This window comes from Azospirillum sp. UENF 111221, from assembly GCF_058780625.1.
Map to the genome: position 1 here is coordinate 361,557 of NZ_JBSNCH010000003.1, position 24,872 is coordinate 386,428.

Here is a 24,872-nt window from a genome sequence, read left to right on the forward strand (position 1 = left end):
CCCTCAATGCTTGTCGTGGAACGTCCGGCTGATGACGTCGAGCTGCTGCTCGCGCGTCAGCTTGATGAAGTTCACGGCATAGCCGGACACCCGGATGGTCAGCTGCGGATACAGCTCCGGATGATCCATGGCGTGCAGCAGCGTCTCGCGGTCGAAGACGTTGACGTTGATGTGGTGGCCGCCCTGGGCGGCATAGCCGTCCAGCATGCCGACCAGATTGCTCACCCGCTCGTCTTCGGTCCGGCCGAGGGCGCCGGGGACGATGGTGAAGGTGTAGCTGATGCCGTCCTGCGCATGGGCGTAGGGCAGCTTCGCCACGCTGGCCATCGAGGCGATGGCGCCCTTCTTGTCCCGCCCATGCATCGGGTTGGCGCCCGGCGCGAAGGGCTGGCCGGCCTTGCGGCCGTCCGGCGTGTTGCCGGTCTTCTTGCCGTAGACCACGTTGGAGGTGATCGTCAGCACCGACTGGGTCGGCATGGCGTTGCGGTAGGGCTTCTGCTTGCGCAGCGCCGTCATGAAGCGCTCGACCGCCCACACCGCGATGTCGTCGACCCGGGCGTCGTTGTTGCCGAAGGCCGGATAGTCGCCGTCGATCTCGAAATCGGTGGCGAGGCCGTTGGCGTCGCGGATCACCTTCACCTTGGCGTGCTTGATCGCCGACAGGCTGTCGGCCACCACGCTGAGGCCGGCGATGCCGCAGGCCATGGTGCGCAGGATGTCGCGGTCGTGGAATGCCATCTCCATCCGCTCGTACATGTACTTGTCGTGCATGTAGTGGATGGCGTTCAGCGCGTTCATGTAGACCTTGGCCAGCCACTCCATCATCGGCTCGAAGCGGGCCATGACCTCGTCATAGTCCAGCACGTCGCCGGTGATGGGCGCGTAGGCCGGGGCGATCTGCTCGCCCGAAACCTCGTCCTTGCCGCCGTTGATGGCGTACATCAGCGTCTTGGCCAGATTGGCGCGGGCGCCGAAGAACTGCATCTGCTTGCCGATGCGCATGGCCGACACGCAGCAGGCGATGCCGTAATCGTCGCCCCAATAGCCGCGCATCAAATCGTCGCTCTCGTACTGGACCGAGCAGGTCTTGATCGAGGTGTCGGCGCAGAAGCGCTTGAAGCCATCCGGCAGCTTCTCCGACCACAGCACCGTCAGGTTCGGTTCCGGCGCCGGGCCCAGGTTGTGCAGGGTCTGCAGCATGCGGAAGTTGGTCTTGCTGACCAGCGTCCGGCCGTCCAGCCCCATGCCGCCCAGGCATTCCGTCACCCAGGTCGGGTCGCCCGAGAACAGCTGGTCGTATTCCGGCGTGCGCAGGAAGCGGACCAGACGCAGCTTCATGACGAAATGGTCGATCATCTCCTGGGCTTCCGCCTCGGTGATGACGCCGTCCTTGAGGTCGCGCTCGACGTAGATGTCGAGGAAGCTGGACACCCGGCCCAGCGACATGGCGGCACCGTTGGCTTCCTTGACCGCCGCCAGATAGGCCAGATAGGTCCACTGCACGGCTTCCCGCGCGGAGGCGGCCGGGCGCTTGACGTCGAAGCCGTAGGAGGCGGCCATCTCGACCAGCTCCTTCAGCGCGCGGATCTGCTCGGAGATCTCCTCGCGCAGGCGCAGCACGTCCTCGTCGATCCGGCTGACTTCCAGCGAGGCCAGCTGGGCCTTCTTGTCCTTGATCAGGAAATCGGCGCCGTACAGCGCCAGCCGGCGATAGTCGCCGATGATGCGGCCACGGCCATAGGCGTCGGGCAGGCCGGTGATGACGCCGGACTTGCGGCAGCGCAGCATCTCGGGCGTGTAGACATCGAACACGCCGTCATTGTGCGTCTTGCGCAGGACCGGGAACACCTCCTCCAGCTTCGGCGACGGGGTGTAGCCATAGGCCTCCAGCCCGGTCTTGACCATGCGCCAGCCGCCGAACGGCATGATGGCGCGCTTCAGCGGCTTGTCGGTCTGCAGGCCGACGATCACTTCCAGCTCGCGGTCGATATAGCCGGCGGCGTGCGAGGTGATCGAGGCGAAGACTTCGGTGTCGGCGTCCAGAACGCCGCCCTTGGCGGCGCGTTCCTGCTTCAGCAGGTCGGTGACCTTGGCGAACAGCGCGGTGGTGCGGGCGGTGGGACCGGCGACGAAGCCCGCGTCCCCTTCATAGGGGGTCAGGTTGCGCTGGATGAAATCGCGGACGTCGACCGAGCGGCGCCAGACGCCCGGGGCGAAGCCGCGCCAGGGGTCGGCGGCGGACTGCTGCTCCGTGGCCTGGGCAAGTCCGTCCATCAGCAGGGTGTCCATGATGACTCCTCAGAGATATAGCCGTCGGCGCGGGTCAATGGCCGTGTCGGCGGTCTCGTGGTGCCCGCGAACCGCGCGGGACGATTGGAAGCATAGGCGCAATCGGCGCCGGATTCGTTGATACACGTCATATTTTCAGACCGGGCGCGGGGCGGTCGATGCGATGACCGATGCCGTGCGTTGCGCCCGCTCTGTAGTTTTACTACATACTCCCGGACGGGCTTCCGGACAAGGCGGACAGGCCCGGCATTTTGTCGCAGGGCAGGGCTGGAGCGGTTGGAAACGCTCGGAAAGGAGAGGCCGCACCCGCGACGGAATCGGTCGTTCGCAGCGCTGTATATGTAGCTTTGCTACATGTGCTAGGCTGACCCGAAATCAGAAGGGAGCGTCCCCCACATGCTGGCGAGAATCGCCGCCGTCCGCGACCAGATCCGGCCTTCGGAACGCAAGCTGGCCGACTATGCGATGGCCCATCCGGGCGACGTCATCAACCTGTCCATGGCCGAACTGGCCGACCGGGTCGGGGTGAGCGAGCCGACGGTGGCGCGCTTCTGCGCGGCGCTGGGCTGCCGCGGCTTCCGGGAATTCAAGATCAAGCTGGCGCAGGACATCGCCGGCGGCATGCCGTTCCTGCATCAGGACCTGTCGGTGGGCGGGGAGCTCGATGCGGATGGGGGCGTGCCGGGGGCGGTGCTGGCCGGCAAGCTGTTCGACCGCACCATCGCCACGCTGATGCAGGTGCGCAACAACCTGCCGGCCGACGCGGTGGACCGCGCCGCCGACGTGCTGGCCTCGGCCCGGCGGATCGAGTTCTACGGCTCCGGCAACTCCGGCACGGTGGCGGAGGACATCCAGCGCAAGTTCTTCCGGCTGGGCATGCCGACCGTCGCCTACACCGACTCCCACGTCTATTTCGCCTCGGCCCTGACCCTGGCGAAGGGCGATGCCGTGGTTGCGGTGTCCAGCACCGGCCGCACCCGCGACATCCTCGATGCCGTGCAGAACGCCCGCAAGGCCGGGGCCGACGTGGTGGCCCTGACCCGCTCCGGGTCGCCGCTCGCCGACATGGCGACGGTCAGCCTCGTCGCCGACGTGGCCGACGATTTCGACATCCACTCGCCGATGACCGTGCGCATCGCCCATCTGGTGCTGGGCGACATCCTGTCCATCGCCGTCGCCCTGCGCATGGGCGACACGCTTCAGGAGCGGTTGAAGCGCCACGACCGTGCCGTGGATGCCCATGTGTCGGAGCGTTAGGCGGCAACGCAGTCCAAGCGGCAGGGGGATAGTTAAGACAGGTCAGAGGTTTTTGCGGACCGGAGCCGCAAGCCGGGCAATTCGACAAAAACCCCGAAAAAGGATGGAAGTCCTATAAGCTGTGGCAGGTCGAACCCATTCACGGAGGCCCGCCATGCCGCTCGACAGTCAGACCGCCGCCGATTGGGCCGGTTCGCCCGAGCGGATGGAACGACAGCCGGGGAACTGTCTCACGCCGTTCCACCGTCCCGGCGAGGCCCTGTCGCAACCAGGGGCAGGGCCCGATAGGACGCGGTGCGACATGGAACGACAGGCGGGGTCCTGTTCCACGCTGTTCCACCGTTCCGGCTGAAGTCTGTCCCGGGCGGGCAACGGCCCGGGTATGGAACGGACGCCGGAAACCTGTTTCACGCCGTTCCATCCCCAGGCCTGGACGGCCATCGCATCACCTGCCCGGCAGCTTCGCCCCTTCGCGGGCATAGACCTGGATCGGCCGGCAATCCTCGTCGAGCGTCACCACCAGCGAGCCCGGCTGGTCCTTCAGATACACCCAGGCATCCCAGCGGACGATCTTGTCGCGGTATTCGTCGCGATAGATGCCGTAATTCACGCCGCGGACGTTGCTCGCGGGCAGGCCAATGCCGGTCAGCACCGCGGCGGTCTGCGGGTTGCAGTCGTTGGTCACGTTGCTGTTGATGACCGAAAGCAGCGCCGGATCGGGCTGCGCCACCGGCGGCGGCGAGAGGGTGGAGGCGCAGGCGGAGACCAGCATCGTCAGCGCACCGGCTGCGGCGAAAGCCACGAAGTTCGGCGTTTTCATCGGGAAGGCACCATCCGTTTTCTTCGTCTTATCGGAAATATGGGTGCGGTTGCGCCGGCGTCGATTGCACGTTCGGCAAGTCTCCTGCGTCACGTTCGCCGACCTGCCGCCATCGCGGCGCGCGGCCCTTGCCTCCCGCCTACCTTTGGCGCAAGAGGGGGGCGAGAAAGTCCCCGTACCGTTCACGCTGTGGAGTGCGAAGCCCCATGACGATTGACCAGAGCGCCGCCATCCAGACCGCCGCCCCATTCACCCCCACCTGCGACCTGTTCGACCGCTTCAAGGACGACGCCCGCTATGTCCTGCCGGGCTTCCGCGACTTCGGCGCCGTCACCTGCTTCACCGGTGCGGTCGTCACCGTGAAGTGCCTGGAGGACAATTCCCGCGTCAAGGAGCTGCTGGCAACCCCCGGTGCCGGCCGCGTTCTGGTGGTGGACGGCGCCGGCAGCCTGCGCTGCGCCCTGATGGGCGACATGATCGCCGCGTCGGCGGTGAAGAACGGCTGGGCCGGCGTGGTGATCTGGGGCTGCGTCCGCGACGTGGCCGAACTGGCGGCCCTGCCGCTCGGCATCAAGGCGCTGGCGTCGATCCCGCGGGCCTCCACCCGCAGCGACCAGGGGCTGGTCGACGTGGCCGTAGACCTGCCGGGCGCCGCCGTCCGGCCGGGCGACATCCTGTTTGCCGACGAGGACGGCATCGTGCTGCTGACGCCGGAGCAGGCGGCCGCGCTGAAGTAAAGCGGGGAAGACGAAGTGGTCATACCAAGCGCCGGTAATACCAGTGCAAAAAGAATGGCAGCTTCGTCCTGTCCGCTTCACGTAAGCGGGGCGCCCCCTTGCACTTTCATTTAAGCAGGCATATAAACCCGACCTGAGTTCAAGCGGGCCGTCTCACGGTTCCCATCCAAGGGCCGGCCTTTCATTTATGAGGAACCCTGCCGTGCTCGAAGCCTACCGCCAGCACGCGGCCGAACGCGCCGCCCTCGGAATCCCGGCCCTGCCCCTGACCGCGAAGCAGACGTCGGAGCTGATCGACCTGCTGAAGGCCCCGCCGGCTGGTGAGGAGGCCTTCCTTCTCGACCTCATCACCCACCGCGTTCCGGCCGGCGTCGACGATGCCGCCCGCGTCAAGGCCGGCTTCCTGGCCGCCGTCGCCAAGGGCGCCGACAGCTCGCCGCTGATCTCCAAGGTCAAGGCCACCGAACTGCTGGGCACCATGCTCGGCGGCTTCAACGTCCAGCCGATGATCGACCTGCTGTCGGACGCCGAGTGCGGCAGCGCCGCGGCGGAAGGCCTGAAGAAGACCCTGCTGGTCTTCGACTTCTTCCACGACGTCAAGGAACTGGCCGACAAGGGCAACGCCAACGCCAAGTCGGTGCTGCAGTCCTGGGCCGATGCCGAGTGGTTCACCTCGCGTCCGGAAGTCCCGGCGTCGATGACGCTGACCGTCTTCAAGGTGTCGGGCGAGACCAACACCGACGACCTGTCGCCGGCCCCCGACGCCTGGAGCCGCCCGGACATCCCGCTGCACGCGCTCGCCATGCTGAAGAACCCGCGTCCGGGCATCGAAGCCGACGAGGCGGGCCAGCGCGGTCCGACCAAGCAGCTGGCCGAGCTGCAGAAGAAGGGCAACCTGATCGCCTATGTCGGCGACGTGGTCGGCACCGGCTCCTCGCGCAAGTCCGCCACCAACTCGGTGCTGTGGTTCACCGGCGAGGACATCCCGTTTGTCCCGAACAAGCGGTTCGGCGGCGTCTGCCTCGGCACCAAGATCGCCCCGATCTTCTTCAACACCATGGAAGACGCCGGCGCCCTGCCCATCGAACTCGACGTCAACAAGATGGAGATGGGCGACGTCATCGAGCTGCGCCCCTATGAGGGCAAGGCGCTGAAGAACGGCGAGGTCATCGCCGAGTTCACCGTGCGCTCCGAGGTGATCTTCGACGAGGTGCGTGCCGGCGGCCGCATTCCGCTGATCATCGGCCGCGGCCTGACCGCGCGGGCCCGCGAGGCGCTCGGCCTTCCGGCGTCGGAGCTGTTCCGCCAGCCGGCCTCCCCGGCCGACACCGGCAAGGGCTATACCCTGGCCCAGAAGATGGTCGGCCGCGCCTGCGGTCTGCCGGAAGGCAAGGGCGTCCGTCCGGGCACCTATTGCGAGCCGAAGATGACGACGGTCGGGTCGCAGGACACCACCGGCCCGATGACCCGCGACGAGCTGAAGGACCTGGCCTGCCTGGGTTTCTCGGCCGATCTGGTCATGCAGTCCTTCTGCCACACCGCCGCCTATCCGAAGCTGGTGGACGTCAAGACCCACCACGAGCTGCCGGACTTCATCTCTACCCGCGGCGGTGTGGCCCTGCGTCCGGGCGACGGCGTCATCCACTCCTGGCTGAACCGCCTGCTGTTGCCGGACACCGTCGGCACCGGCGGCGACAGCCACACCCGCTTCCCGATCGGCATCAGCTTCCCGGCCGGTTCCGGTCTGGTCGCCTTCGCCGCCGCCACCGGCGTGATGCCGCTGGACATGCCGGAATCGGTGCTGGTCCGCTTCAAGGGAGAGATGCAGCCGGGCGTCACCCTGCGTGACCTCGTCAACGCCATCCCGCTCTATGCGATCAAGGCCGGCCTGCTGACGGTCGAAAAGAAGGGCAAGAAGAACATCTTCTCCGGCCGCGTGCTGGAGATCGAAGGTCTGCCGGACCTGAAGGTCGAGCAGGCGTTCGAGCTGACCGACGCCTCGGCCGAGCGTTCGGCGGCGGGCTGCACCGTGCTCCTGAACAAGGAGCCGATCATCGAGTACATGACCTCCAACATCACGCTGATGAAGTGGATGATCGCCAACGGGTACGCCGATGCGCGCACCCTGGAGCGCCGCATCAAGGCGATGGAGACGTGGATCGCCGATCCGCAACTGCTGCGTCCCGACGCCGACGCCGACTATGCGGCGGTGATCGAGATCGATCTGGCCGACATCAAGGAGCCGATCCTGGCTTGCCCGAACGATCCGGACGACGTGAAGACGCTGTCCGAGGTCGCCGGCGACAAGATCGACGAGGTGTTCATCGGCTCCTGCATGACCAACATCGGCCACTTCCGCGCCGCCGGTAAGATCCTGAACGGGAACTCGGACATCCCGACCCGCCTGTGGATCGCCCCGCCGACGAAGATGGACGCGATGATGCTGACCGAGGAGGGCTACTACGCCACCCTCGGCAAGGCCGGCGCCCGCATGGAGATGCCCGGCTGCAGCTTGTGCATGGGCAACCAGGCGCAGGTCCGCAAGGGCTCGACCGCCGTCTCGACTTCGACCCGCAACTTCCCGAACCGTCTGGGCATCGACACCCGCGTCTACCTGTCGTCGGCCGAACTGGCCGCCGTCGCGGCGCTGCTGGGCAAGATCCCGACCACCGAGGAGTATCTGGCGCAGGTCGGCGTGGTGAACAAGTCGGCTGGCGACATCTACCGCTACATGAACTTCGACCAGATCCCGGCCTTCCAGGAAGTCGCGGACAAGGTCGCCGTTCCGGCCTGATGGCCGCAAGCAGCAGTCGGTAAAGGAAACCCCCGCCGGAGCGATCCGGCGGGGGTTTTTCTTGCCGGCATTGAAGGAAGTAGAGGTTAGGGCGCGCGATAGGCGCTTCGGTCCTCTGCGCGGGCCGGCTTTTCCAGATAAATGCCCTGCCGTGGGATGGCGATGTTGTCGAACTCGTCGGCGAGGCGATGGAGGGCGGCGCACATCTCGGCTCCCTGCATCGGCTCGCCGTGTCCGGTGATGACCAGTTCGGGGTCCAAGGCCGCCAACTGGGCGACCGACTCCCGTGCCTTATCCCATTCGACGGTGAAGTACATTGGCGGGCCGTGCATCTCCGCCCGCTGCACCGCGACGGCATAGGCCGATTCCTGCCCCGTGGTGACAAAGGCGTCGCCGACGATCATCGAGCGGTCCCGCTCCCGCCAGAAGGAGACATGGCCGACGCTGTGCCCCGGCGTGTGGATCCAGCGCCAGCCCGGCATTTCCGGCACCGACCCGTCCTCAGGCAAGGCACGCAGGCGCGACCCGACATCCACCGGCTTGCGCGGGTAGAAGCGGGCCAGCGCCGCCATCGCGCCGCCGCCGACCGACGGGTCGCCGGGCGGGTAGGCGGCCCGACCGTTCAAATAGGGGTGCTCCAGCGGGTGGGCGTAGACCGGAGCGTCCCATTCCTCCGCCAGATCCTCCAAAACCCCGACATGGTCGAAGTGGCCATGGGTCAGGACGATGGCGGCGGGTCTGGCATCACGGCCGAACCGTTCCGTCGCGGCGGCGCGGATGAAGCCCTTGGTGCCCGGCAACCCCGCGTCGATCAGCACCCAGCCGCCGTCGCCGGCTCCCGGCGGTCCCCAGAACACCACATTGACGATGCCGAGCCGCCGATAGGCGAGGTCGGGTGCGATCTCGTGCGTGTGGTCGTTGCGCAGCGCGTCGAGCGCCGGATCGATTGCGCTGCTGTCCTCCGACAAGGGAATCTGCGAGGCCATGGCTGTCACTCTCCCACCTATGTCCTTGGACAACAGCAGGGGGCTGCAGTTGTCCTGTTTTCCGGCTTCACATTGCCCAATCTGGCGATGGCGGCGAACGGTCGCGGTTCTCGTCGGAGCGCTGCGAAACCCATGATCGCGCTTTCAAAATCCTGTCGTATCGGTCAGAAAAGGAAACATGCCGTGGCCGGCGGAGATGGTCCGGCACAAAATGGTCATCCTGGGAGAACCAATCATGCGTCTCACCGTCCTTTCCTTCGTCAGCGCGACGGCACTGCTGGCCGGCTTCGGCACGGCGCAGGCCGACATCGTGATCGGCCTGGGCACGGCAACGACCGGCCCGGTCGCGGCGCTGGGCGAGCAGTCGGTGTACGGAGCCAAGCAGGCGGTCGCGGACATCAACGCCAAGGGCGGCGTGCTGGGGCAGAAGCTGGTGCTGAAGGTGGGCGACGATGCCTGCGACCCGCGTCAGGCGGTGGCCGTCGCCAACCAGTTCGTGCGCGAGAAGGTGACGGCGGTGGTCGGCCATCTCTGCTCCGGCGCCAGCATCCCGGCGGCCGACGTCTACCAGGAGGAAGGCGTGGTGATGGTCACTCCGACCGCCACCAACCCGCTGCTGACCGCCAAGGGCCATCCCAACATCTTCCGCGTCTGCGGCCGCGACGACCAGCAGGGCGTGGTTGCCGGCACCTATCTGGCCCAGACCTTCAAGGGCAAGAACGTCGCGGTGCTGGACGACAAGCAGGCCTACGGCAAGGGGTTGGCCGACGTCGTGGTGGAAACGCTGGAAAAGGCCGGCGGCAAGGTGGCCTATCGCGGGTCGGTCACGGCGGGTGAAAAGGACTTCTCGGCGCTGATCACCAGCCTGAAGGACAAGAACATCGATGCCGTCTACTATGGCGGCTACCATCCGGAACTGGGCCTGATCGTCCGTCAGGCGCAGGAACAGGGGATGAAGCCGCAGTTCATCGCCGGCGACGGGCTCAACAACCAGGAATACTGGTCGATCACCGGCCCGGCCGGCGAGGGCACGCTCTACACCGACAGCGCGTCGGCGGCCAGCGATCCGAAGGCGCAGGAGCTGATCGCCTCCTTCAAGAAGGCTGGCCTGCCGGAGCCGGGCAACTTCGCCTTCTACAGCTATGCCGCGGTCCAGGTGATCGCCGAAGGGCTCCAGAAGGCCGGCAGCACGGACAGCGGGAAGCTGGCGAAGACCCTGCATTCCGGCAGCTATGACACCGTCGTCGGTTCGGTGGAGTTCGACAAGAAGGGCGACATTACCAAGCCGAACTACGTCATGTATGTCTGGAACAACGGTCAGCCCAAGATGGTGGCCCAGAAGTAACCAGGGCAGGGAGCCGGCCCGCCATCATGCGTGGGCCGGCTCTTCTATTTCCAAAATTTCCTGAGCTATCATGTATTTTGTGATGAAGTCTTCGACGGGCATCGGGCGTCCGAAGTAATAGCCCTGGAAAACCGCGCAGCCGCGATCCTCCAGAAAGTCCCGCTCGGCCGCGGTTTCCACCCCTTCCGCCACAACCTTCAGGCCAAGGCGGCTGGCAATCGACAGCATCGTTTCCACCAGAACCGCATTGTGGCTGTTGCTGTCGACATCCTGGACGAAGGAGCGGTCGATCTTGATTTCCCGCACCGGCAACTGCTTCAGGTAGGACAGCGACGAAAAGCCGGTGCCGAAATCGTCCAGCGAGAAGGAGATGCCGAGAGCGGCAAGCTCCGACATCTTGGCGACGGTGTCGGCGCAGTCGCCGACCGCGATGCCTTCGGTGATCTCCAGCATAAGGCGGCGCGGGTCGGTCCGGGTGGCGCGCAGAGCGGCGATGACGCCGGCGCAAAAATTCGGCTGACGGAACTGGCGCGGGCTGATGTTGACCGACAGGTGGCAGTCGCTGCCGGCATCGGCCAGACGGCGAAGCACATGGCAGGCCTCCATCAGGACCCAATCGCCGATCGGCAGGATCAGGCCGGACTCCTCCGCCGCCGCGATGAAGGCGCCTGGGGCGACGAAGCCGCGTTGCGGATGATGCCAGCGGATCAGCGCTTCCGCCGCCACCAGCGTGCCGTCGGCGCTGGTCTGCGGTTGCAGGAATAGGGTGAATTCCCCGGCGTCGACCGCCTTGCGCAAATCCTGGAGCAGCAGCAGGCGGGCCTGGGCCTCGATCAGCATGGCGGGGTCATAGTCTCGGATGGTGTTCCGCCCGCCATCCTTGGCGGCATACATGGCGGTGTCCGCCTGCTTCAGCAGATCCTCAACCGACTCGTCCGGGGTCTTGGGGAAGACGGTCAGGCCGATGCTGGCGAAGATGCTGTGCTCGCAGCAGTCGAGCTGGAAGGGCTGGGCCACCGCCAGCCGGAGCTTTTCCGCCACCCGCGAGGCGATGGCGGTCGTCTCCTCCAGCGTGGCGGCGAGGTCGGGCAGCAGGATGACGAACTCGTCGCCGCTCAGCCGGCAGACCAGATCGCCCTTGCGCAGGGTGGCGTTGAGCCGCGCCGCCAGTTCGCGCAGCAGCATATCGCCGACGATGTGGCCGCGGGCGTCGTTCAGCCCCTTGAAGTCGTCCAGATCGAGGAACATCAGCGCACCACAGCGTGCGCCCAGTCGGGCCGCCCGCAGATGGACGTCGAGATGCTCCATCAGCAGGCGCCGGTTCGGCAGGTTGGTCAGCGGGTCGTAGAAGGCGAGATTTTCGATCTGCCGCTCCGCCTGCTTCCGCTCGGTGACGTCCATCACCACGGTCAGATAGCCGCGGACCGCGCCGCCGCTGTCGCGCAGCACGCTGGTGACGGTGGAAATCGAGATGCGGGCGCCGCCCTTGCGCACTCCGGTCCATTCGCCGGACTCGGGCCGGCCGCTGCACCGGGTGTGGGCGACCAGCGCCGCGAAATCCGCCTTGACCGGACGGTCGAGTTCGATGGACAGCCCGTCGGCGTGGACGCGCAGTTCGTCCGGGTCATAGAGGCGCGGCAGGTCGGGGCTGCCGATCATCTCCGCCGCGGGGTAGCCGAAGATGCGCTCCGCCTCGCGGTTGAAGACACGGACGACGCCGTCCAGCGTGGTGGCGATGATGCCGCAGGCGGCGCTTTCGAGGATGCCGGTGTTCAGCGACAGGCTGTCCTTCAGCGCCTCGCGGCTGGCATAGGTCTCTGTCACATCCTGGAAGACCATGACGACGCCGTGCAGCGTGCCGTCCCGGTCGCGGATGGGCGAGGCCATGTCGGCGATGTGGCTGCGGGTTCCATCGCACGCCACCAGAACGGTGTGGTTGGCAAGGCCGACCATGTCGCCGTTCTTCAGCACCTGCTCGACCGGCACCGGCACCCGCTGCCCCGTCTCAGCATTCTCGATGTCGAACACCTCGGTCACCGGCCGGCCGGCGGCCTCGCCCAAGGTCCAGCCGGTCAGCCGCTCCGCCACCGGGTTCATCAGGCTGACGCGGCCGGCGGTGTCGGTCGCGATCAGCCCGTCGCCGATGGACAGCAGGGTGACGCGGGCCTGCTCCTTTTCCCGCCAGAGGTCGCGCTCCGACTGGTGCAGGGCGTCATAGGGGTGATGCACCGCAGTCACGAACACCGCGCGGTACAGATACCAGTAGCCGATGACCTTGTAGACGTGGCCTGCCATGTTCGCGAGATCGTAGACGCTGAGGTAAAGCGTAAAGCACAGCTCGCTGATCGCGATGGCGATGGCGGCGATCACCATGCGGTGGACGTCGAGGGTGAGCGCGGTGCGCCGGCGACGGTAGAAGATCACTGCGGTCCCGGCATAGAGAAGGACCAGCAGATATTCGGCCGCAACCTTCAGCGGCGTCAGCCCTTCCCCGTCCACATAGGTGCGCGGCAGCAGGTCGGGGTGCCACAGCACCGCCCAGAAGATCGCGGCGCACGACAGCAGCACCCCGACGACCAGCGGATAGCGCAAGGCCGCCGAGTTCCCCGCTTCAGCCGTCCAGGGAAGGACGGCCGCCATCAGCAGGGCCAGCGCCGCCATCAGCCGGGCGCCGAGCCAGAAGGCGATGGCCTTTTCCGGGCCGGCCGGCGTCACGAAGTCGGGCATGCCGGTAAAGGACAACATATGCCCGAAATCGAGCAGCGCCACGCCGAGGAAGCAGGTGGAAAGAACCAGCAGGGCCCGCGGGGTGTCATCGTTCCGGGAGTGCCAGCCAATGGCGAAGATCAGGGTGGCGACTGAGATGGCGAAGGTTTCAAAGAAGGTGTGCAGCGGCAGGTAATGGGCCAACTCCACCGACCCCGGCACACGGGCGCCCTGAAGCACGAGCAGAAAGGGAACGGAGAGGGTAACGAGCATGCCGATGGCACCGGGGGGCTTGGCACGGCCTTGCACCGTCCCCGTCTGTTTTGGGACTGTTGCGGTCATTTCGCTCCCCCCGGCCACTGGATCGATCACCCGCCCCCGCCGACCTTGTACCTCTTTTGCGTATATTAGAGCTTAACGGCATTAGGGGTCCATACGCGGACAACCCCTACCGAACCGGACGCTTGGAACACCGTGAAACAGATTTCGGGTGCTGTTCCACTGTTCAACGCATCCGGGCCGCGTGGAGATGGGCCGTGTGGAGATAGGGCGGGTGGGGATCGCGAAGAGCTTGCGGAGAACGTGCATGGCGGCTTCTCCGGAATAGGGGAGGCGTGCGCATTGTATCTCATCGGTCGGAGCGCATGTGGGCACTTACAAAAAACGGGCAGCAAGACTCTGATCTGATTGAGAAATTTCCGGACTCGGCGCCCAGGGTTTGACGCCTCAGGTCCCACGCGGCGCAATCAAGAGGGACGGCGCGTCAGGTCGATTGCCCCGCGGTGCCGCCAACCTCTATCCTCGACCGGGTCGGGCCTGTCGACCACGCTTGATAAGGAATGCCGCATGTTCATCGCGATGAACCGTTTCAAGGTCCGCCATGGGGCCGAGCAGGAATTCGAGGAGGTCTGGCTGAACCGCGAGGTGCATCTGCACAAGGTGCCGGGCTTCGTCGAATTCCACATGCTGCGCGGGCCCGACCGGGACGATCACCGACTCTACTCCTCTCACACGGTTTGGGAATCCGAAGGCGCTTTCCAAGGCTGGACGCGGTCGGAGGCGTTCCGCAACGCCCATGGCAATGCCGGCGCCCGCAAGCCGCTTTATGTCGGGCCGCCGGAATTCGAAGGGTTCGAGGTCATCCAGACCGTGCCGCGCGATCCGAACGCCTGAACGAAACAAGCCTCAATTGTCGGGAGGAAGACCCATGCTGGATTTGGTGATCGAGCAGCGCCGCAAAAGCCTTGGCGGTTTCGAGGTGGGGCGGGTTCTGCCCTTCGTCCAACGGCGGATGGTCGGCCCCTTCGTCTTCTTCGACCATATGGGGCCGGTCGATTTCCAGCCCGGCCTTCCCCGCGACGTCGATGTGCGTCCCCACCCGCACATCGGCCTGTCCACCGTGACCTACCTGTTCGAGGGCGAGATCATGCACCGCGACAGCGTGGGCTCCGAACAGCCGATCCGGCCGGGCGAGGTGAACTGGATGACCGCCGGGCGCGGCATCACCCATTCCGAACGCTTCGAGCGTGCCCGGATGGAGGGCGGGACGATGCACGGCATCCAGGCCTGGGTCGCGCTGCCCGAAGCCGATGAGGAGACCGACCCGGCCTTTGCCCATTACGGCACCGGCGACCTGCCGCTGTTCGAGGAGGGCGGCGTGCGCGGCCGGCTGGTGTCGGGCGAGGCGTTCGGCGCCAGGACTGGGGTGAAGACCCATTCGCCGCTGTTCTACATCCATTGGGATCTCGCCCCCGGCGCCCGCGTCGCCTTGCCGGAGGACGGATGGCAGCGCGCGGCCTATGTGGTGGCGGGCGCTGTGGAGGCGGAGGGGCAGCGGTTCGAGGCTGGGCGGATGATCGTCTTCGCGCCCGGCCATCCGGCGGAGCTGACCGCCGCGACGCCGGCCATTGTGATGGCGGTCGGCGGCGAGCCGCTGGGGCAGCGCTTCATCGACTGGAACTTCGTGTCCTCGTCGAAGGAGCGGATCGAGCAGGCAAAGGCGGACTGGCGGGCCGGGCGGATGAAGCTGCCGGACCTCGACAACGGCGAGTTTATCCCGCTGCCGGAGATGCCGAAGCCGCCGGCGAATCCGATGTCGTGAGGGGGAACCCAATTCTCCCTCTCCCCCCTGGGGAGAGGGGCGGGGTGAGGGGGAGGCATGGGGAGGATTCTCGGGTACGGCACGCAGTGCGCCCCCCTCACCCTAACCCTCTCCCCGGGGGGGAAGAGGGGACTAAGGGGCGGGAGAGGGCGATCTGGGGTCAGACGTGGAAGCTCTCGCCGCAGCCGCAGCGGCCCTTCTCGTTCGGATTCTTGAAGACGAAGCCGGTCTGGAACTTGTCGTCGACATAGTCCATCTCGCTGCCGATCAGGAACATGACGGCGGCGGGGTCGATCAGGATGGTGACGCCCTTGTCCTCCACCACCTCGTCGAATTTCATCTTTTCCTTGGCATACTGAACGTCGTAGCTGAGGCCGGAGCAGCCGCGCGCCTTCACGCCGATGCGCAGGCCGACCATGTCGTCGGTGGCCTTGGACATCAGCGCCTTGACGCGCTCCGCGGCGGCGTCGGTGATCGTGAGCGCCTTGGGCAGGGGGCGGGCCATGGTGACGGTCTCCTAATGCGGCTCAGAACATATCCAGTTGCAGGCGGGCTTCCTCGGACATCATGCCCTGGTGCCACGGGGGCTCCCACACCAGCTCGATCTTGACCTCGTTGACGTCCTCGACGCCCAGAACGGCCTGACGGACCTGCTCGGGCAGTTCGCCGGCCACCGGACACATGGGGCTGGTCAGCGTCATATCAATCTCGACATTGCGCTGGCCATCCATGTCCACACGGTAGATCAGCCCCAGTTCCCAGATGTCGACCGGGATTTCCGGGTCGTAGCAGGTCTTGATGGCCGCCACGACGCGATCCATGATCTCCTCCCGCGGGTCGTAGCCCTCGGGCGGCTGGGGCATCGGGGCGAAGTCCTTGGATTCCGGAGCCTCGCTTGCAGCGTCGGCCTTCAACTGCGCCTCGGCTTCGGCCGGATTGGGAGCCATCGGGCGCTGGGTCAGGGCTTCATCGGGCATGTCGATCCCCTTCCGTCAAAACTGGTCGCTGGAGGCCGAAGCCTCGCCGTGGAGTGCCGCGTTCATGGCGTGCCAGGCCAGGGTCGCGCACTTCACCCGCACCGGGAACTGGCGCACGCCGGACATCACCATCAGCTTTTCCATCGTCTCGTCGTCGACACCCTCGGGGATGTCGGGCTCGTCCTGGGTGCACAGCTCGTGGAAGGCGTGGAACAGCTTTTCCGCTTCCGCCGCCGTCTTGCCATGCACCAGCTCCGTCATCATCGAGGCGCTGGCGGTGGAAATGGCGCAGCCGCGGCCCTGGAAGGCCACGTCGTCGACCACCCCGTCCTTCAGGGTCAGATAGACCATGAAGCGGTCGCCGCACATCGGGTTCTCGCCCTTCGCCTCGCGGTTGGCGTCGTCGGGATGGCGGAAGTTGCGGGGATGCTTGCCATGGTCCAGGATCACTTCCTGATACAGCTCGCGCAGATCGTCCATCATGCTCCGAAGAACTCCTTGACCGCCTGGAGGGATTGGACGAGGGCGTCGGCTTCCTCCCGGGTGTTGTAGAGGCCGAAGGAGGCGCGGACGGTCGGTCCGACGCCGAACCGCTCGGCCAGCGGCTCGGCGCAATGGCGGCCGACGCGCACGGCGACGCCATACTGGTCGACGATGGTGCCGACGTCGTGCGGGTGCACACCCTCCAGCGCGAAGGAGACGATCGGCCCCTTGCCGGGCGCGGTGCCGACGATGCGCAGCCCGTCGATCTGCGACAGCTGCTGGGTGGCGTATTGCAGCAGGTCGTGCTCGTGCGCGGCGATGGCGTCGCGGCCGAGAGCCTCGACATAATCGATGGCGGCGCCCAGCCCGATCACCTCGGTGATCGGCGGCGTGCCGGCCTCGAAGCGCGACGGCGGCGCCTTGAAGGTGGTGCTGTCGAAGCTGACGCTCTCGATCATGTCGCCGCCGCCCTGGTAGGGCGGCATCTTCTTCAGGAGGTCGTACTTGCCGTAGAGCACGCCGAGGCCGGTCGGGCCATACAGCTTGTGCGCGGTGAAGACGTAGAAGTCGGCATCGATGTCCTGCACGTCGACCGTGCCATGCACCACCGCCTGGCTGCCGTCGAACAGGACGGGCACGCCGCGCTCATGCGCCAGCCTGGCGATGGTCTTCGCCGGGGTGACGGTGCCCAGCACGTTGGAGCAGTGGGTGATCGCCACCAGCTTCGTGCGGTCGGACAGCAGGCTGCGGTAGGCGTCCATGTCGAGGACGCCGTCCTCGTCGCAGGGCACGACCTTGATGACGATCTTCTTCTCGGCCTGGAGCAGCTGCCACGGAACGATGTTCGCGTGATGCTCCATGATCGACAGGATGACCTCGTCGCCTTCGGTCAGGAAGGTGCGGCCATAGCTGGAGGCCACGAGGTTGATCGCCTCGGTCGAGCTGCGGGTGAAGACGATGCAGCGGTCGTTCGGCGCGTTCAGGAAGCGCGCGACCTTGGTGCGCACCGCCTCGAACTGGTCGGTCGCGGTCTGCGACAGGAAATGGACGCCGCGGTGGATGTTGGAATAATCCTCCTCCAGGAAGCGGGTCATGGCCTGGATGACCTGACGCGGCTTCTGGGCGGACGCCCCGCTGTCCAGATAGACCAGCGGCTTGCCGGGCTTTCCCTTCCTGGCGTGGACGCTGCGGGCGAGGATGGGGAAATCCTCCCGCACCCGCTGCACGTCGTAGGCTTGGTTCAGGATGGCATCGGACATGGTTACTTCTGCTCCTCCAGCCAGCCGGCCACGATCCCCTGGAAGGCGTCGCGGATCGACTCTTCGGCGATTTCCCCAAGGGATTCCGACAGGAAGGCGCCGATCAGAAGGCCCTGGGCGGTGTCGCGGTCGATGCCGCGGGCGCGCAGGTAGAACAGCGCGTCGTCGTCCAGCTCACCCGCGGTGCAGCCATGGCTGCACTTCACGTCGTCGGCATGGATTTCCAGTTCCGGCTTGCTGTCGATCTCGGCCCCGTCGGACAGCAGCAGGGCGCGGTTCAACTGGTAGCCGTCGGTCTTCTGCGCGCCGGGGCAGACGGTGATCTTGCCCTGGAACACCGCACGGGCGGTGTCGTCGATGACGCCCTTGTAGACCTCGCGGCTGGTGCCGTTGGGCTGGGCGTGGACGATCAGCGTGGTGGTGTCGGCATGCTGGGTGCCGCGGACCAGATAGCCGCCGCTGACATGGGTGCGGGCGTCGGTGCCGTCGAGGCGGCTGACCACCTCGTTGCGCGACAGCTTCGCGCCCGTGGTCAGGATGAAGTTGTCGTAGCAGCCGCCGGTCGCCACCGTCGCCGCGATGTGCGACAGGTGGATGGCGCCGCCGCCGTCACGCTGCGACTTGTAATGGTGCAGGGTGGCGCCCTCGCCGACGAAGACCTCGGTGACGTGATTGGCCAGCGTGGTGCCGGTGCCGCGGCCGACATGATGTTCGACCACCACCGCCTTGGAGCCCGCTTCCGCGATCAGCAGGCTGCGCGGGTGGCAGGAGGTCGCCTGCACCTCCGACCCGACCGAGACGAAGACCAGCTCGATGGGGCGTTCGACCTGGACGCCGGCCGGCACATGCAGGACGGGACCGTCGGCGAGATAGGCGCTGTTCAGCGCCACCAGCGGACGGTCGTCCGCCGCGGCGAGACGGCCGATATGGTCGGCCAGCAGGTCGGTGTGGCTGGTCAGGGCAGCGGCGATGCTCAGCAGTTCCACGCCCGGCGGCAGGCCCTCGACCGACGACAGGTCGCCGCGGAAACGGCCGTCGACGAAGACCAGACGCGGACCGTCCTGCCCCTCGGCCCTCACGGTCGGCAGCAGGTCAATGGCCGCCGCCGCCGGGGCGGCCGGCTGGAAGCTGGTCTTGGCGAGGTCGCGCAGGTTGGTGTAGCGCCAGCTCTCGTTTTTGATCGTCGGCAGGCCGACGGCGGCGAAGCGCTCGCGGCCGACGGCGCGCAGATCGGTCAGCCAGGACAGGCCGCTGCCGGGCAGGCCGGCGCCGACCTGATCGAGCGGTGCCAGGAGGGCCGGCGCCGTCGCCGGATCGGCGCCGCGCGTCGAGTAGGTCATCGGATGGAGAGGAGAGTGGTTGGCCGTCATCACGCTGCCTCGCTCGCGCCGAAGTCGCGGTAGCCGTTCTTCTCCAACTCCAGCGCCAGTTCCTTGCCGCCCGACTTGACGATGCGGCCGGCGGCCAGCACATGGACATGATCGGGAACGATGTAGTCGAGCAGGCGCTGGTAGTGCGTGATGACCAGCATCGAGCGCTCCGGCGAGCGCAGGGCGTTGACGCCCTCGGCGACGATCTTCAGCGCGTCGATGTCGAGGCCGCTGTCGGTCTCGTCGAGGATGGCGAATTTCGGTTCCAGCACCGCCATCTGCAGCGTCTCGTTGCGCTTCTTCTCACCGCCGGAGAAGCCGACATTGACCGCGCGCTTCAGCATCTCGTCCGACATGCCGAGCGCCTTGGTCTTCTCGCGGATCAGCTTCAGGAACTGCATGGCGTCGAGTTCCTTCTCGCCGCGATGCTTGCGGATGGCGTTGATCGCGGTCTTCAGGAAGGTGGTGTTGCCGACGCCGGGGATTTCGACCGGATACTGGAAAGCCAGGAAGACGCCCTCGGCCGCCCGCTCTTCCGGCTCCATCGCCAGCAGGTCCTTGCCGTAATAGGTGACCGAGCCCTCAGTGACCTCGTAGCCGTCGCGGCCGGCCAGCACGTAGGACATGGTGCTCTTGCCGGCGCCGTTCGGCCCCATGATGGCATGGACCTCGCCCGGGCGGATGGTCAGGTCGACGCCCTTGAGGATTTCCTTGCCGTCCACGGTGGCGTGCAGGTTCTTGATTTCGATCATCGTCTTTGCCTCTTTGTCTTCTTCAGGCCGCCGGCACGCCGTCCGGTCTTCACGTTCTCTTCGGTGGGTGGGACGCGCCCTTAGCCCACGCTGCCTTCCAGGCTGATGCCCACCAGCTTCTGCGCCTCCACGGCGAATTCCATGGGGAGTTCCTTCAGGACCTCCTTGCAGAAGCCGTTGACGATCAGCGACACCGCGTCCTCTTCCGAGATGCCGCGCTGGCGGCAGTAGAACAGCTGGTCCTCGCTGATCTTGGCCGTCGTCGCCTCATGCTCGATGCGGGCGGAGCGGTTGCGGCTCTCGATGTAGGGAACCGTGTGGGCGCCGCACTGGTCGCCGATCAGCAGGCTGTCGCACTGGGTGTGGTTGCGCGCACCCTCCGCCTTCGGCAGGATCTTCACGAGGCCGCGGTAGGTCTGCTGCGCCTTGCCGGCCGAGATGCCCTTCGACACGATCGTCGAGCGGGTGTTCTTGCCGATGTGGATCATCTTGGTGCCGGTGTCGGCCTGCTGGAAGTTGTTGGTGATGGCGACCGAATAGAACTCGCCCACCGAATTGTCGCCCTGCAGGATGCAGCTCGGATACTTCCAGGTGATCGCCGAGCCGGTCTCGACCTGCGTCCAGGAGATCTTGGAGTTCTTGCCGCGGCAGGCGCCGCGCTTGGTGACGAAGTTGTAGATGCCGCCGACGCCTTCGGCATTGCCGGGGTACCAGTTCTGGACGGTCGAGTACTTGATCGTCGCGTCGTCCATCGCCACCAGCTCGACCACCGCGGCATGCAACTGGTTCTCGTCGCGCTGGGGCGCCGTGCAGCCTTCCAGATAGCTGACATAGGCGCCTTCGTCGGCGATGATCAGCGTCCGCTCGAACTGGCCGGTGTTGGCCTGGTTGATGCGGAAATATGTGGATAGCTCCATCGGGCAGCGCACGCCCTTGGGGATGTAGACGAAGCTGCCGTCGGTGAAGACCGCGCAGTTCAGCGTCGCATAGTAGTTGTCGGTGTAGGGCACCACCGAGCCGAGATACTTCTTCACCAGCTCCGGGTGCTTCTGCACCGCCTCGGAGATCGCGCAGAAGATGATGCCCATCTCCTCCAGCTTCGCCTTGAAGGTGGTGGCGACCGACACGCTGTCGAACACGGCGTCCACGGCGATGGCCGGGCTCTTGCCCTCCGACCCTTCGACGCCGGCCAGGATCTCCTGCTCACGCAGCGGGATGCCCAGCTTCTCGTAGGTCTTCAGCAGTTCGGGATCGACCTCGTCCAGCGATTTCGGCCCAGCCTTCTTCTTCGGCGCCGCATAGTAATGCGCGTCCTGATAGTCGATGGGCGGGAAGCTGACGGCGGCCCACTGCGGCTCCTCCATCGTCTGCCAGACGCGGAACGCCTTCAAGCGCCAGTCCAGCAGCCACTCCGGCTCCTCCTTCTTGGCGGAGATGAAGCGGACGATGTCCTCGTTCAGGCCCTTCGGCGCGACGTCGGCCTCGATGTCGGTCGTGAAGCCGTACTTGTACTTCTGCTCCGTGACGGCGCGGACCTGCTCGACGGTTTCCGGTTGGGCGGCCATGGCTTTGCCTCGTCCTTCTCAAGAATGCTGTTCGGTGCGCGCCGTTCAGTGCGCAGGGCGGGCCGGCTGGGCGGCTGTGGAATTCGTTGCGGCTGCGGGAGCCGGGAAGGTGATCGGGACCATCATGTCGGCCAGCGACACCTCCTCCAGCGCGTTGCGGATGGCGCGGTTCACCTTTTCCCAACCGCCGCGCATGGGGCAAAGTTGCTCCACCCCGCACTGGCTGTCGGCGCCGTCGACGCAGGCGGTCAGCGCGATGGGACCGTCGAGCGCCGTGATGATTTCCGCGATGGAGATTGCATCGGCCGGCCGGCTCAGCGCATAACCGCCGGCGGCACCGCGCTGCGAGGTGGTGAGCCCGGCCGGTGTCATCGCCTTCATCAGCTTGGCGACGGTGGGAGCGGGAACGCCGGTGCGGTCGGCAAGATGGGCGACGGTATGGACCGTGCCGACCTGGCGCGCCATCTCGCTCAGCACGACGATGGCATAGTCGGTCAGCTTGCTCAGCCGGATCATGCCCACACCCCGTTTCACCCCGGTTTCCAATACAGGACCAATTTAGTCCTGATTGCTCCGGGGGGCAAGGGGCGTTTGTCGATAAAAGTGCAGGATTTCCGCGGCTTTCGCGGGTTTGCATGGCTGATGTGCCGGCAATACCCGTCAACACCGCTTGGTTATAGCGTGGCGCTCGTCCCCAGGCTACAGCGAAGCCGCAGGTCGGGGGACGCGATGCGGCGGTTTGCCGCAGGGTGGCAAAAGACCCCCCAATGCGGAAAACCCCGCGCCGTGGGCGGCGCGGGGTCGGTCCGGGTGGCGAAGGAAGCGGGGATCAGCCCGGCTTCTTCACCTCTTCGCGGGCGGCGTTGGTGGCTTCGGTGACGACGTCACGGACGTCCTCCTTGGCCAACTCGACCACCGTATTGGCGGCCGCCTGGGCGGCGCGGGTGCCGCGGTCCAGCGCGTCCATGGCGATGGCCTTGGCCCGCTCGGTCGCCTCGTCAGCATAGTCGCCGACCCACTGCTTCTCATAGCGGGTGCCGGGCAGGGCGGCGCCGATGGCCGCACCCAGCGCCACGCCCATGGCGCCGGCGACGATGGGATGGTCCTCGACGAGGTCCCAGAAGCCGGTCGACATATCGTGCGCGCGGTGGCGCAGATGGTCGGTCGACGGTGCCATGGAGGACAGGCGCGACACGCCGCGGCTGACATAGCCCTGCGACTGGCGCTGGGTGTGGAGGTCGCCCCGGCCGGATACGTGGCCCGACACAGGGTCGTTGTCCGAACCGCCCATCATGCCGCTGACGGTCCCGGACGCGCTGTCGTAGGCGGAGCTGACCGCACCCGAGGCGCTGTCATAGGCCGAGCTGGCGGCATTGCGGACGCTCTCGCCGGCATCGCTCAGCGTTTCGCGGGCATAGTCCACGGCGTCGCCCACGCGGTGTCGGGCGTTGCGGACCGTGCTGGAGCGGGCGATGCGGCGGTCGTAGCCGGTGCTGGACAGGGCCAGCCAGCCCAGACCGATGCCGACCAGCGCCAGCGGGATCGGGTTGCTGGTGACGCTGTCCAGCACAGACCCGGAGGACTGGGACTGCCGGCGATTGTAATGGACGGTCTGGCCGCTTTCGTAACGGTCGGTCCGGTGCAGGTTGGCGCGCTGGGACGGGGTGTCCGGCGTCGACGGCGAATAGGTGTGCTTCATGGAATTCTCCATCAGGGTTTGGGGAGACCACCGCGTCAGACTGTCGCGCAGACGGGATGTCCGGTCGCGCAGCGCATCGACGGTGCCGCCGATGCGCGCGCGGCTGGCGCGGATGTCGCCCTCCAGGGCGTCGAGATCCTTCGATTGACGTTCGTCGTCCGTCATCGGCCGGCCCCTCAGCGGGCAAGCTGGGATTTCGCCCAGCGCTTGTCCTCGTCCAGCGTGTTCATGGTGCGGCGGGGGCGGAGGTTGGCGGGGCTCAGCCGGTTCTTGCCGACGTAAGCCAGGATGCCGCCCACCGCCAGAACCACCACGCCCACGATCAGCGCGGACAGCCACGGGGCCAGGACGTTGGACAGGCCGAGAACCGCGGAGGCAAGCAGGACCAGGACGCCGGCGAAGGCGACCAGTCCGCCGACGGCGATGAAGGCCACGCCACCGGCGGCCTCTGTGGCCTTGTCGGTCAGCTCGGCCTTCGCCAACGCGATCTCGGATCGGGCGAGGTTGGCGGATTCGCGGGCGAGATCGGCGAACAGGCCGGCAAGCGGCCGGTCCTGCCGCGGATCCCGCGGCTCGTCATAGCGGTTCTCGGCGGCGCTCATGGACGCTGACCCTGCGGCTTGGAGGTGGAGGAGGAGGCTCCGGCAGGGCCGCCGTGGCTGCCGCCCTGGACACCGCCGCCCTGGACGCCGCCAATGCCGGCGGTGCCGGAGTTGACGGTGCTGGCGGCGGCACCCGACACGCCGGCCGGCGTGCCGATGGTGCTGGTGCCGAGAGCGGTGTCAGCCGACGGCGCGGCGCCGTGGCCGGTGACCGAGGCCGGAGCGGTGGACAGCGGCATGCCGATGCGGCCGGCGGCCGGCTTCGGCTCACCCAGGCGCTCCGACCCGCGTTCGGAGTCCATGCGGCCGGCGAGGTGGCCGGTGTTCACGCTGGACGAGCCCGTCGTCGGGGTGTCGGCGCTGTGGGACGGGGTGCTGCGGCTGACGGGCTCGCCGATGCCGCCGGCCATGCCGCGGCTGGGCGTCGTGTCGCGGCCCGTGTCGCGGCCAGTGTCGCGATTGCGGTCGCGGCCGGTATCGCGACCGGCGTCGTAGGAGGCGCCGCGGGCGGTGCGCACGGTCTGCGACGGGTGCGCGTTGCCGCGAAGCGAGGTCGAGGCGCGGTGCATGCGGCGGTCGCTGGAGCTTTTCAGGAAGCGCGCGGCGAGGAAGCCGACGGCGAAGGCGGCGCCGATGAACACCTCGGGCTGGCGGCGGGCGAAGCCTTCGACCTCGCCGACGATGTCGTCGACCGAGGCGTCGCGCAGCATGTCGGCGACACGTTCGACGCGGCTGGCCGCCTGCTCGGCGTAATCGGCGACCACGCCGCCATTTTCCTCGTTCAGCTGCTCGGCGGCCTTGTGCAGGGCGTTGGCGACGCCACCCAGCTGATCGGCGGCGCGGCCGGTCTGCTGTTCCAGCAGCGAGCGGATGCGGCCCTGGGCGTTGCCCAGCGTCTCGCGCCCGGTGGACATCACGTCGTCGGCCGCGCGGTTGACGGTCTTCTTCATCTCATCGACGCTGCCGCCGATGTTGGAGCTGCCGGCAGCGAAATTTCCGGTCGACGAGCTTCCAGCGGTAGAACTTCCGGTGGTGGAGCCGGTCGGGGTCGGTCCGCCGGTGCCGGTCATGTCGCGGTTCGGCATCTTGTCTTTCCTCCTCGGGGATTCCGGTATTCCGTGGCTCCGCGC

The 24,872-nt window shown here is 66.8% G+C and carries 21 protein-coding genes; 6 read left to right on the forward strand and 15 right to left on the reverse strand.

What is annotated here, in order from left to right:
* Window positions 1-3: 3 nt before the first annotated feature.
* The gene (gene pflB / locus ACWPN3_RS09945) at window positions 4-2,289 is read right to left on the reverse strand and encodes a formate C-acetyltransferase (RefSeq protein WP_492243155.1); all 2,286 of its coding nucleotides are present in this window, start codon (window positions 2,287-2,289) and stop codon (window positions 4-6) included.
* A gap of 396 nt (window positions 2,290-2,685) precedes the next feature.
* Between pflB and ACWPN3_RS09950 the strand changes: the two genes are divergently transcribed.
* The gene (locus ACWPN3_RS09950; protein ID WP_492243156.1) at window positions 2,686-3,546 is read left to right on the forward strand and encodes a MurR/RpiR family transcriptional regulator; all 861 of its coding nucleotides are present in this window, start codon (window positions 2,686-2,688) and stop codon (window positions 3,544-3,546) included.
* Window positions 3,547-3,991: 445 nt separating this feature from the next.
* Here ACWPN3_RS09950 and ACWPN3_RS09955 read toward each other — a convergent pair whose 3' ends face one another.
* Complete coding sequence (locus ACWPN3_RS09955) at window positions 3,992-4,366, reverse strand: hypothetical protein (protein ID WP_109451827.1); 375 nt, start codon at window positions 4,364-4,366, stop codon at window positions 3,992-3,994.
* Between the two features lie 206 nt (window positions 4,367-4,572).
* On the opposite strand from ACWPN3_RS09955, the gene rraA reads away from it, so the two are divergent.
* Both rraA and acnB read left to right on the forward strand, forming a co-directional pair.
* Window positions 4,573-5,103 carry a ribonuclease E activity regulator RraA gene (gene rraA, locus ACWPN3_RS09960; RefSeq protein WP_492243157.1) on the forward strand — a complete coding sequence of 177 codons (531 nt, stop codon included), beginning with the start codon at window positions 4,573-4,575 and terminating at the stop codon, window positions 5,101-5,103.
* A gap of 202 nt (window positions 5,104-5,305) precedes the next feature.
* Window positions 5,306-7,897, forward strand: a complete 2,592-nt coding sequence (gene acnB / locus ACWPN3_RS09965; protein WP_492243158.1) for a bifunctional aconitate hydratase 2/2-methylisocitrate dehydratase — start codon at window positions 5,306-5,308, stop codon at window positions 7,895-7,897.
* Between the two features lie 86 nt (window positions 7,898-7,983).
* Here acnB and ACWPN3_RS09970 read toward each other — a convergent pair whose 3' ends face one another.
* Entirely contained in the window at window positions 7,984-8,883 is a 900-nt protein-coding gene (locus ACWPN3_RS09970) for an MBL fold metallo-hydrolase (RefSeq protein WP_492261314.1), read from the reverse strand.
* Window positions 8,884-9,118: 235 nt separating this feature from the next.
* Between ACWPN3_RS09970 and ACWPN3_RS09975 the strand changes: the two genes are divergently transcribed.
* On the forward strand, window positions 9,119-10,228 hold the full coding sequence (locus ACWPN3_RS09975) for a branched-chain amino acid ABC transporter substrate-binding protein (RefSeq protein ID WP_109453316.1): 1,110 nt from the start codon (window positions 9,119-9,121) through the stop codon (window positions 10,226-10,228).
* Window positions 10,229-10,252: 24 nt separating this feature from the next.
* On the opposite strand, the gene ACWPN3_RS09980 is transcribed toward ACWPN3_RS09975, so the two are convergent.
* The gene (locus ACWPN3_RS09980) at window positions 10,253-13,207 is read right to left on the reverse strand and encodes an EAL domain-containing protein (RefSeq protein WP_492243160.1); all 2,955 of its coding nucleotides are present in this window, start codon (window positions 13,205-13,207) and stop codon (window positions 10,253-10,255) included.
* A gap of 573 nt (window positions 13,208-13,780) precedes the next feature.
* On the opposite strand from ACWPN3_RS09980, the gene hmuQ reads away from it, so the two are divergent.
* Window positions 13,781-14,107 (forward strand): heme-degrading protein HmuQ, encoded by a 327-nt coding sequence (gene hmuQ / locus ACWPN3_RS09985; protein WP_098738183.1) that lies wholly within the window; start codon window positions 13,781-13,783, stop codon window positions 14,105-14,107.
* A 34-nt stretch (window positions 14,108-14,141) separates the two neighbouring features.
* A complete protein-coding gene (locus tag ACWPN3_RS09990) occupies window positions 14,142-15,035 on the forward strand; it encodes a pirin family protein (protein ID WP_492243161.1) in 894 nt (297 codons plus the stop codon).
* Between the two features lie 160 nt (window positions 15,036-15,195).
* Here ACWPN3_RS09990 and ACWPN3_RS09995 read toward each other — a convergent pair whose 3' ends face one another.
* From ACWPN3_RS09995 to ACWPN3_RS10045, 11 genes are all read right to left on the reverse strand, one after another.
* On the reverse strand, window positions 15,196-15,540 hold the full coding sequence (locus tag ACWPN3_RS09995) for a HesB/IscA family protein (RefSeq protein WP_098738185.1): 345 nt from the start codon (window positions 15,538-15,540) through the stop codon (window positions 15,196-15,198).
* Window positions 15,541-15,562: 22 nt separating this feature from the next.
* Complete coding sequence (locus tag ACWPN3_RS10000; protein WP_109451839.1) at window positions 15,563-16,012, reverse strand: iron-sulfur cluster assembly protein; 450 nt, start codon at window positions 16,010-16,012, stop codon at window positions 15,563-15,565.
* 15 nt (window positions 16,013-16,027) lie between these two features.
* Entirely contained in the window at window positions 16,028-16,495 is a 468-nt protein-coding gene (gene sufU / locus ACWPN3_RS10005) for a Fe-S cluster assembly sulfur transfer protein SufU (protein ID WP_098738187.1), read from the reverse strand.
* Window positions 16,492-17,754, reverse strand: a complete 1,263-nt coding sequence (locus tag ACWPN3_RS10010; protein ID WP_492243162.1) for an aminotransferase class V-fold PLP-dependent enzyme — start codon at window positions 17,752-17,754, stop codon at window positions 16,492-16,494. The genes sufU and ACWPN3_RS10010 overlap by 4 nt, the downstream gene beginning before the upstream one ends.
* A gap of 2 nt (window positions 17,755-17,756) precedes the next feature.
* The gene (gene sufD / locus ACWPN3_RS10015; RefSeq protein WP_247873322.1) at window positions 17,757-19,124 is read right to left on the reverse strand and encodes a Fe-S cluster assembly protein SufD; all 1,368 of its coding nucleotides are present in this window, start codon (window positions 19,122-19,124) and stop codon (window positions 17,757-17,759) included.
* Window positions 19,124-19,876 (reverse strand): Fe-S cluster assembly ATPase SufC, encoded by a 753-nt coding sequence (gene sufC, locus ACWPN3_RS10020; RefSeq protein ID WP_098738189.1) that lies wholly within the window; start codon window positions 19,874-19,876, stop codon window positions 19,124-19,126. Before sufC ends, sufD begins: the two co-directional genes overlap by 1 nt.
* Window positions 19,877-19,956: 80 nt before the next feature.
* Window positions 19,957-21,441 (reverse strand): Fe-S cluster assembly protein SufB, encoded by a 1,485-nt coding sequence (gene sufB, locus ACWPN3_RS10025; protein WP_109451843.1) that lies wholly within the window; start codon window positions 21,439-21,441, stop codon window positions 19,957-19,959.
* A 45-nt stretch (window positions 21,442-21,486) separates the two neighbouring features.
* Complete coding sequence (locus tag ACWPN3_RS10030) at window positions 21,487-21,957, reverse strand: SUF system Fe-S cluster assembly regulator (protein ID WP_109451845.1); 471 nt, start codon at window positions 21,955-21,957, stop codon at window positions 21,487-21,489.
* 313 nt (window positions 21,958-22,270) lie between these two features.
* Window positions 22,271-23,305: a hypothetical protein gene (locus tag ACWPN3_RS10035; protein ID WP_492243163.1), complete on the reverse strand. Its 1,035-nt coding sequence runs from the start codon at window positions 23,303-23,305 to the stop codon at window positions 22,271-22,273.
* 11 nt (window positions 23,306-23,316) lie between these two features.
* A complete protein-coding gene (locus tag ACWPN3_RS10040) occupies window positions 23,317-23,742 on the reverse strand; it encodes a phage holin family protein (RefSeq protein WP_109451849.1) in 426 nt (141 codons plus the stop codon).
* A complete protein-coding gene (locus tag ACWPN3_RS10045) occupies window positions 23,739-24,827 on the reverse strand; it encodes a hypothetical protein (protein ID WP_492243164.1) in 1,089 nt (362 codons plus the stop codon). The genes ACWPN3_RS10040 and ACWPN3_RS10045 overlap by 4 nt, the downstream gene beginning before the upstream one ends.
* Window positions 24,828-24,872: the final 45 nt, after the last annotated feature.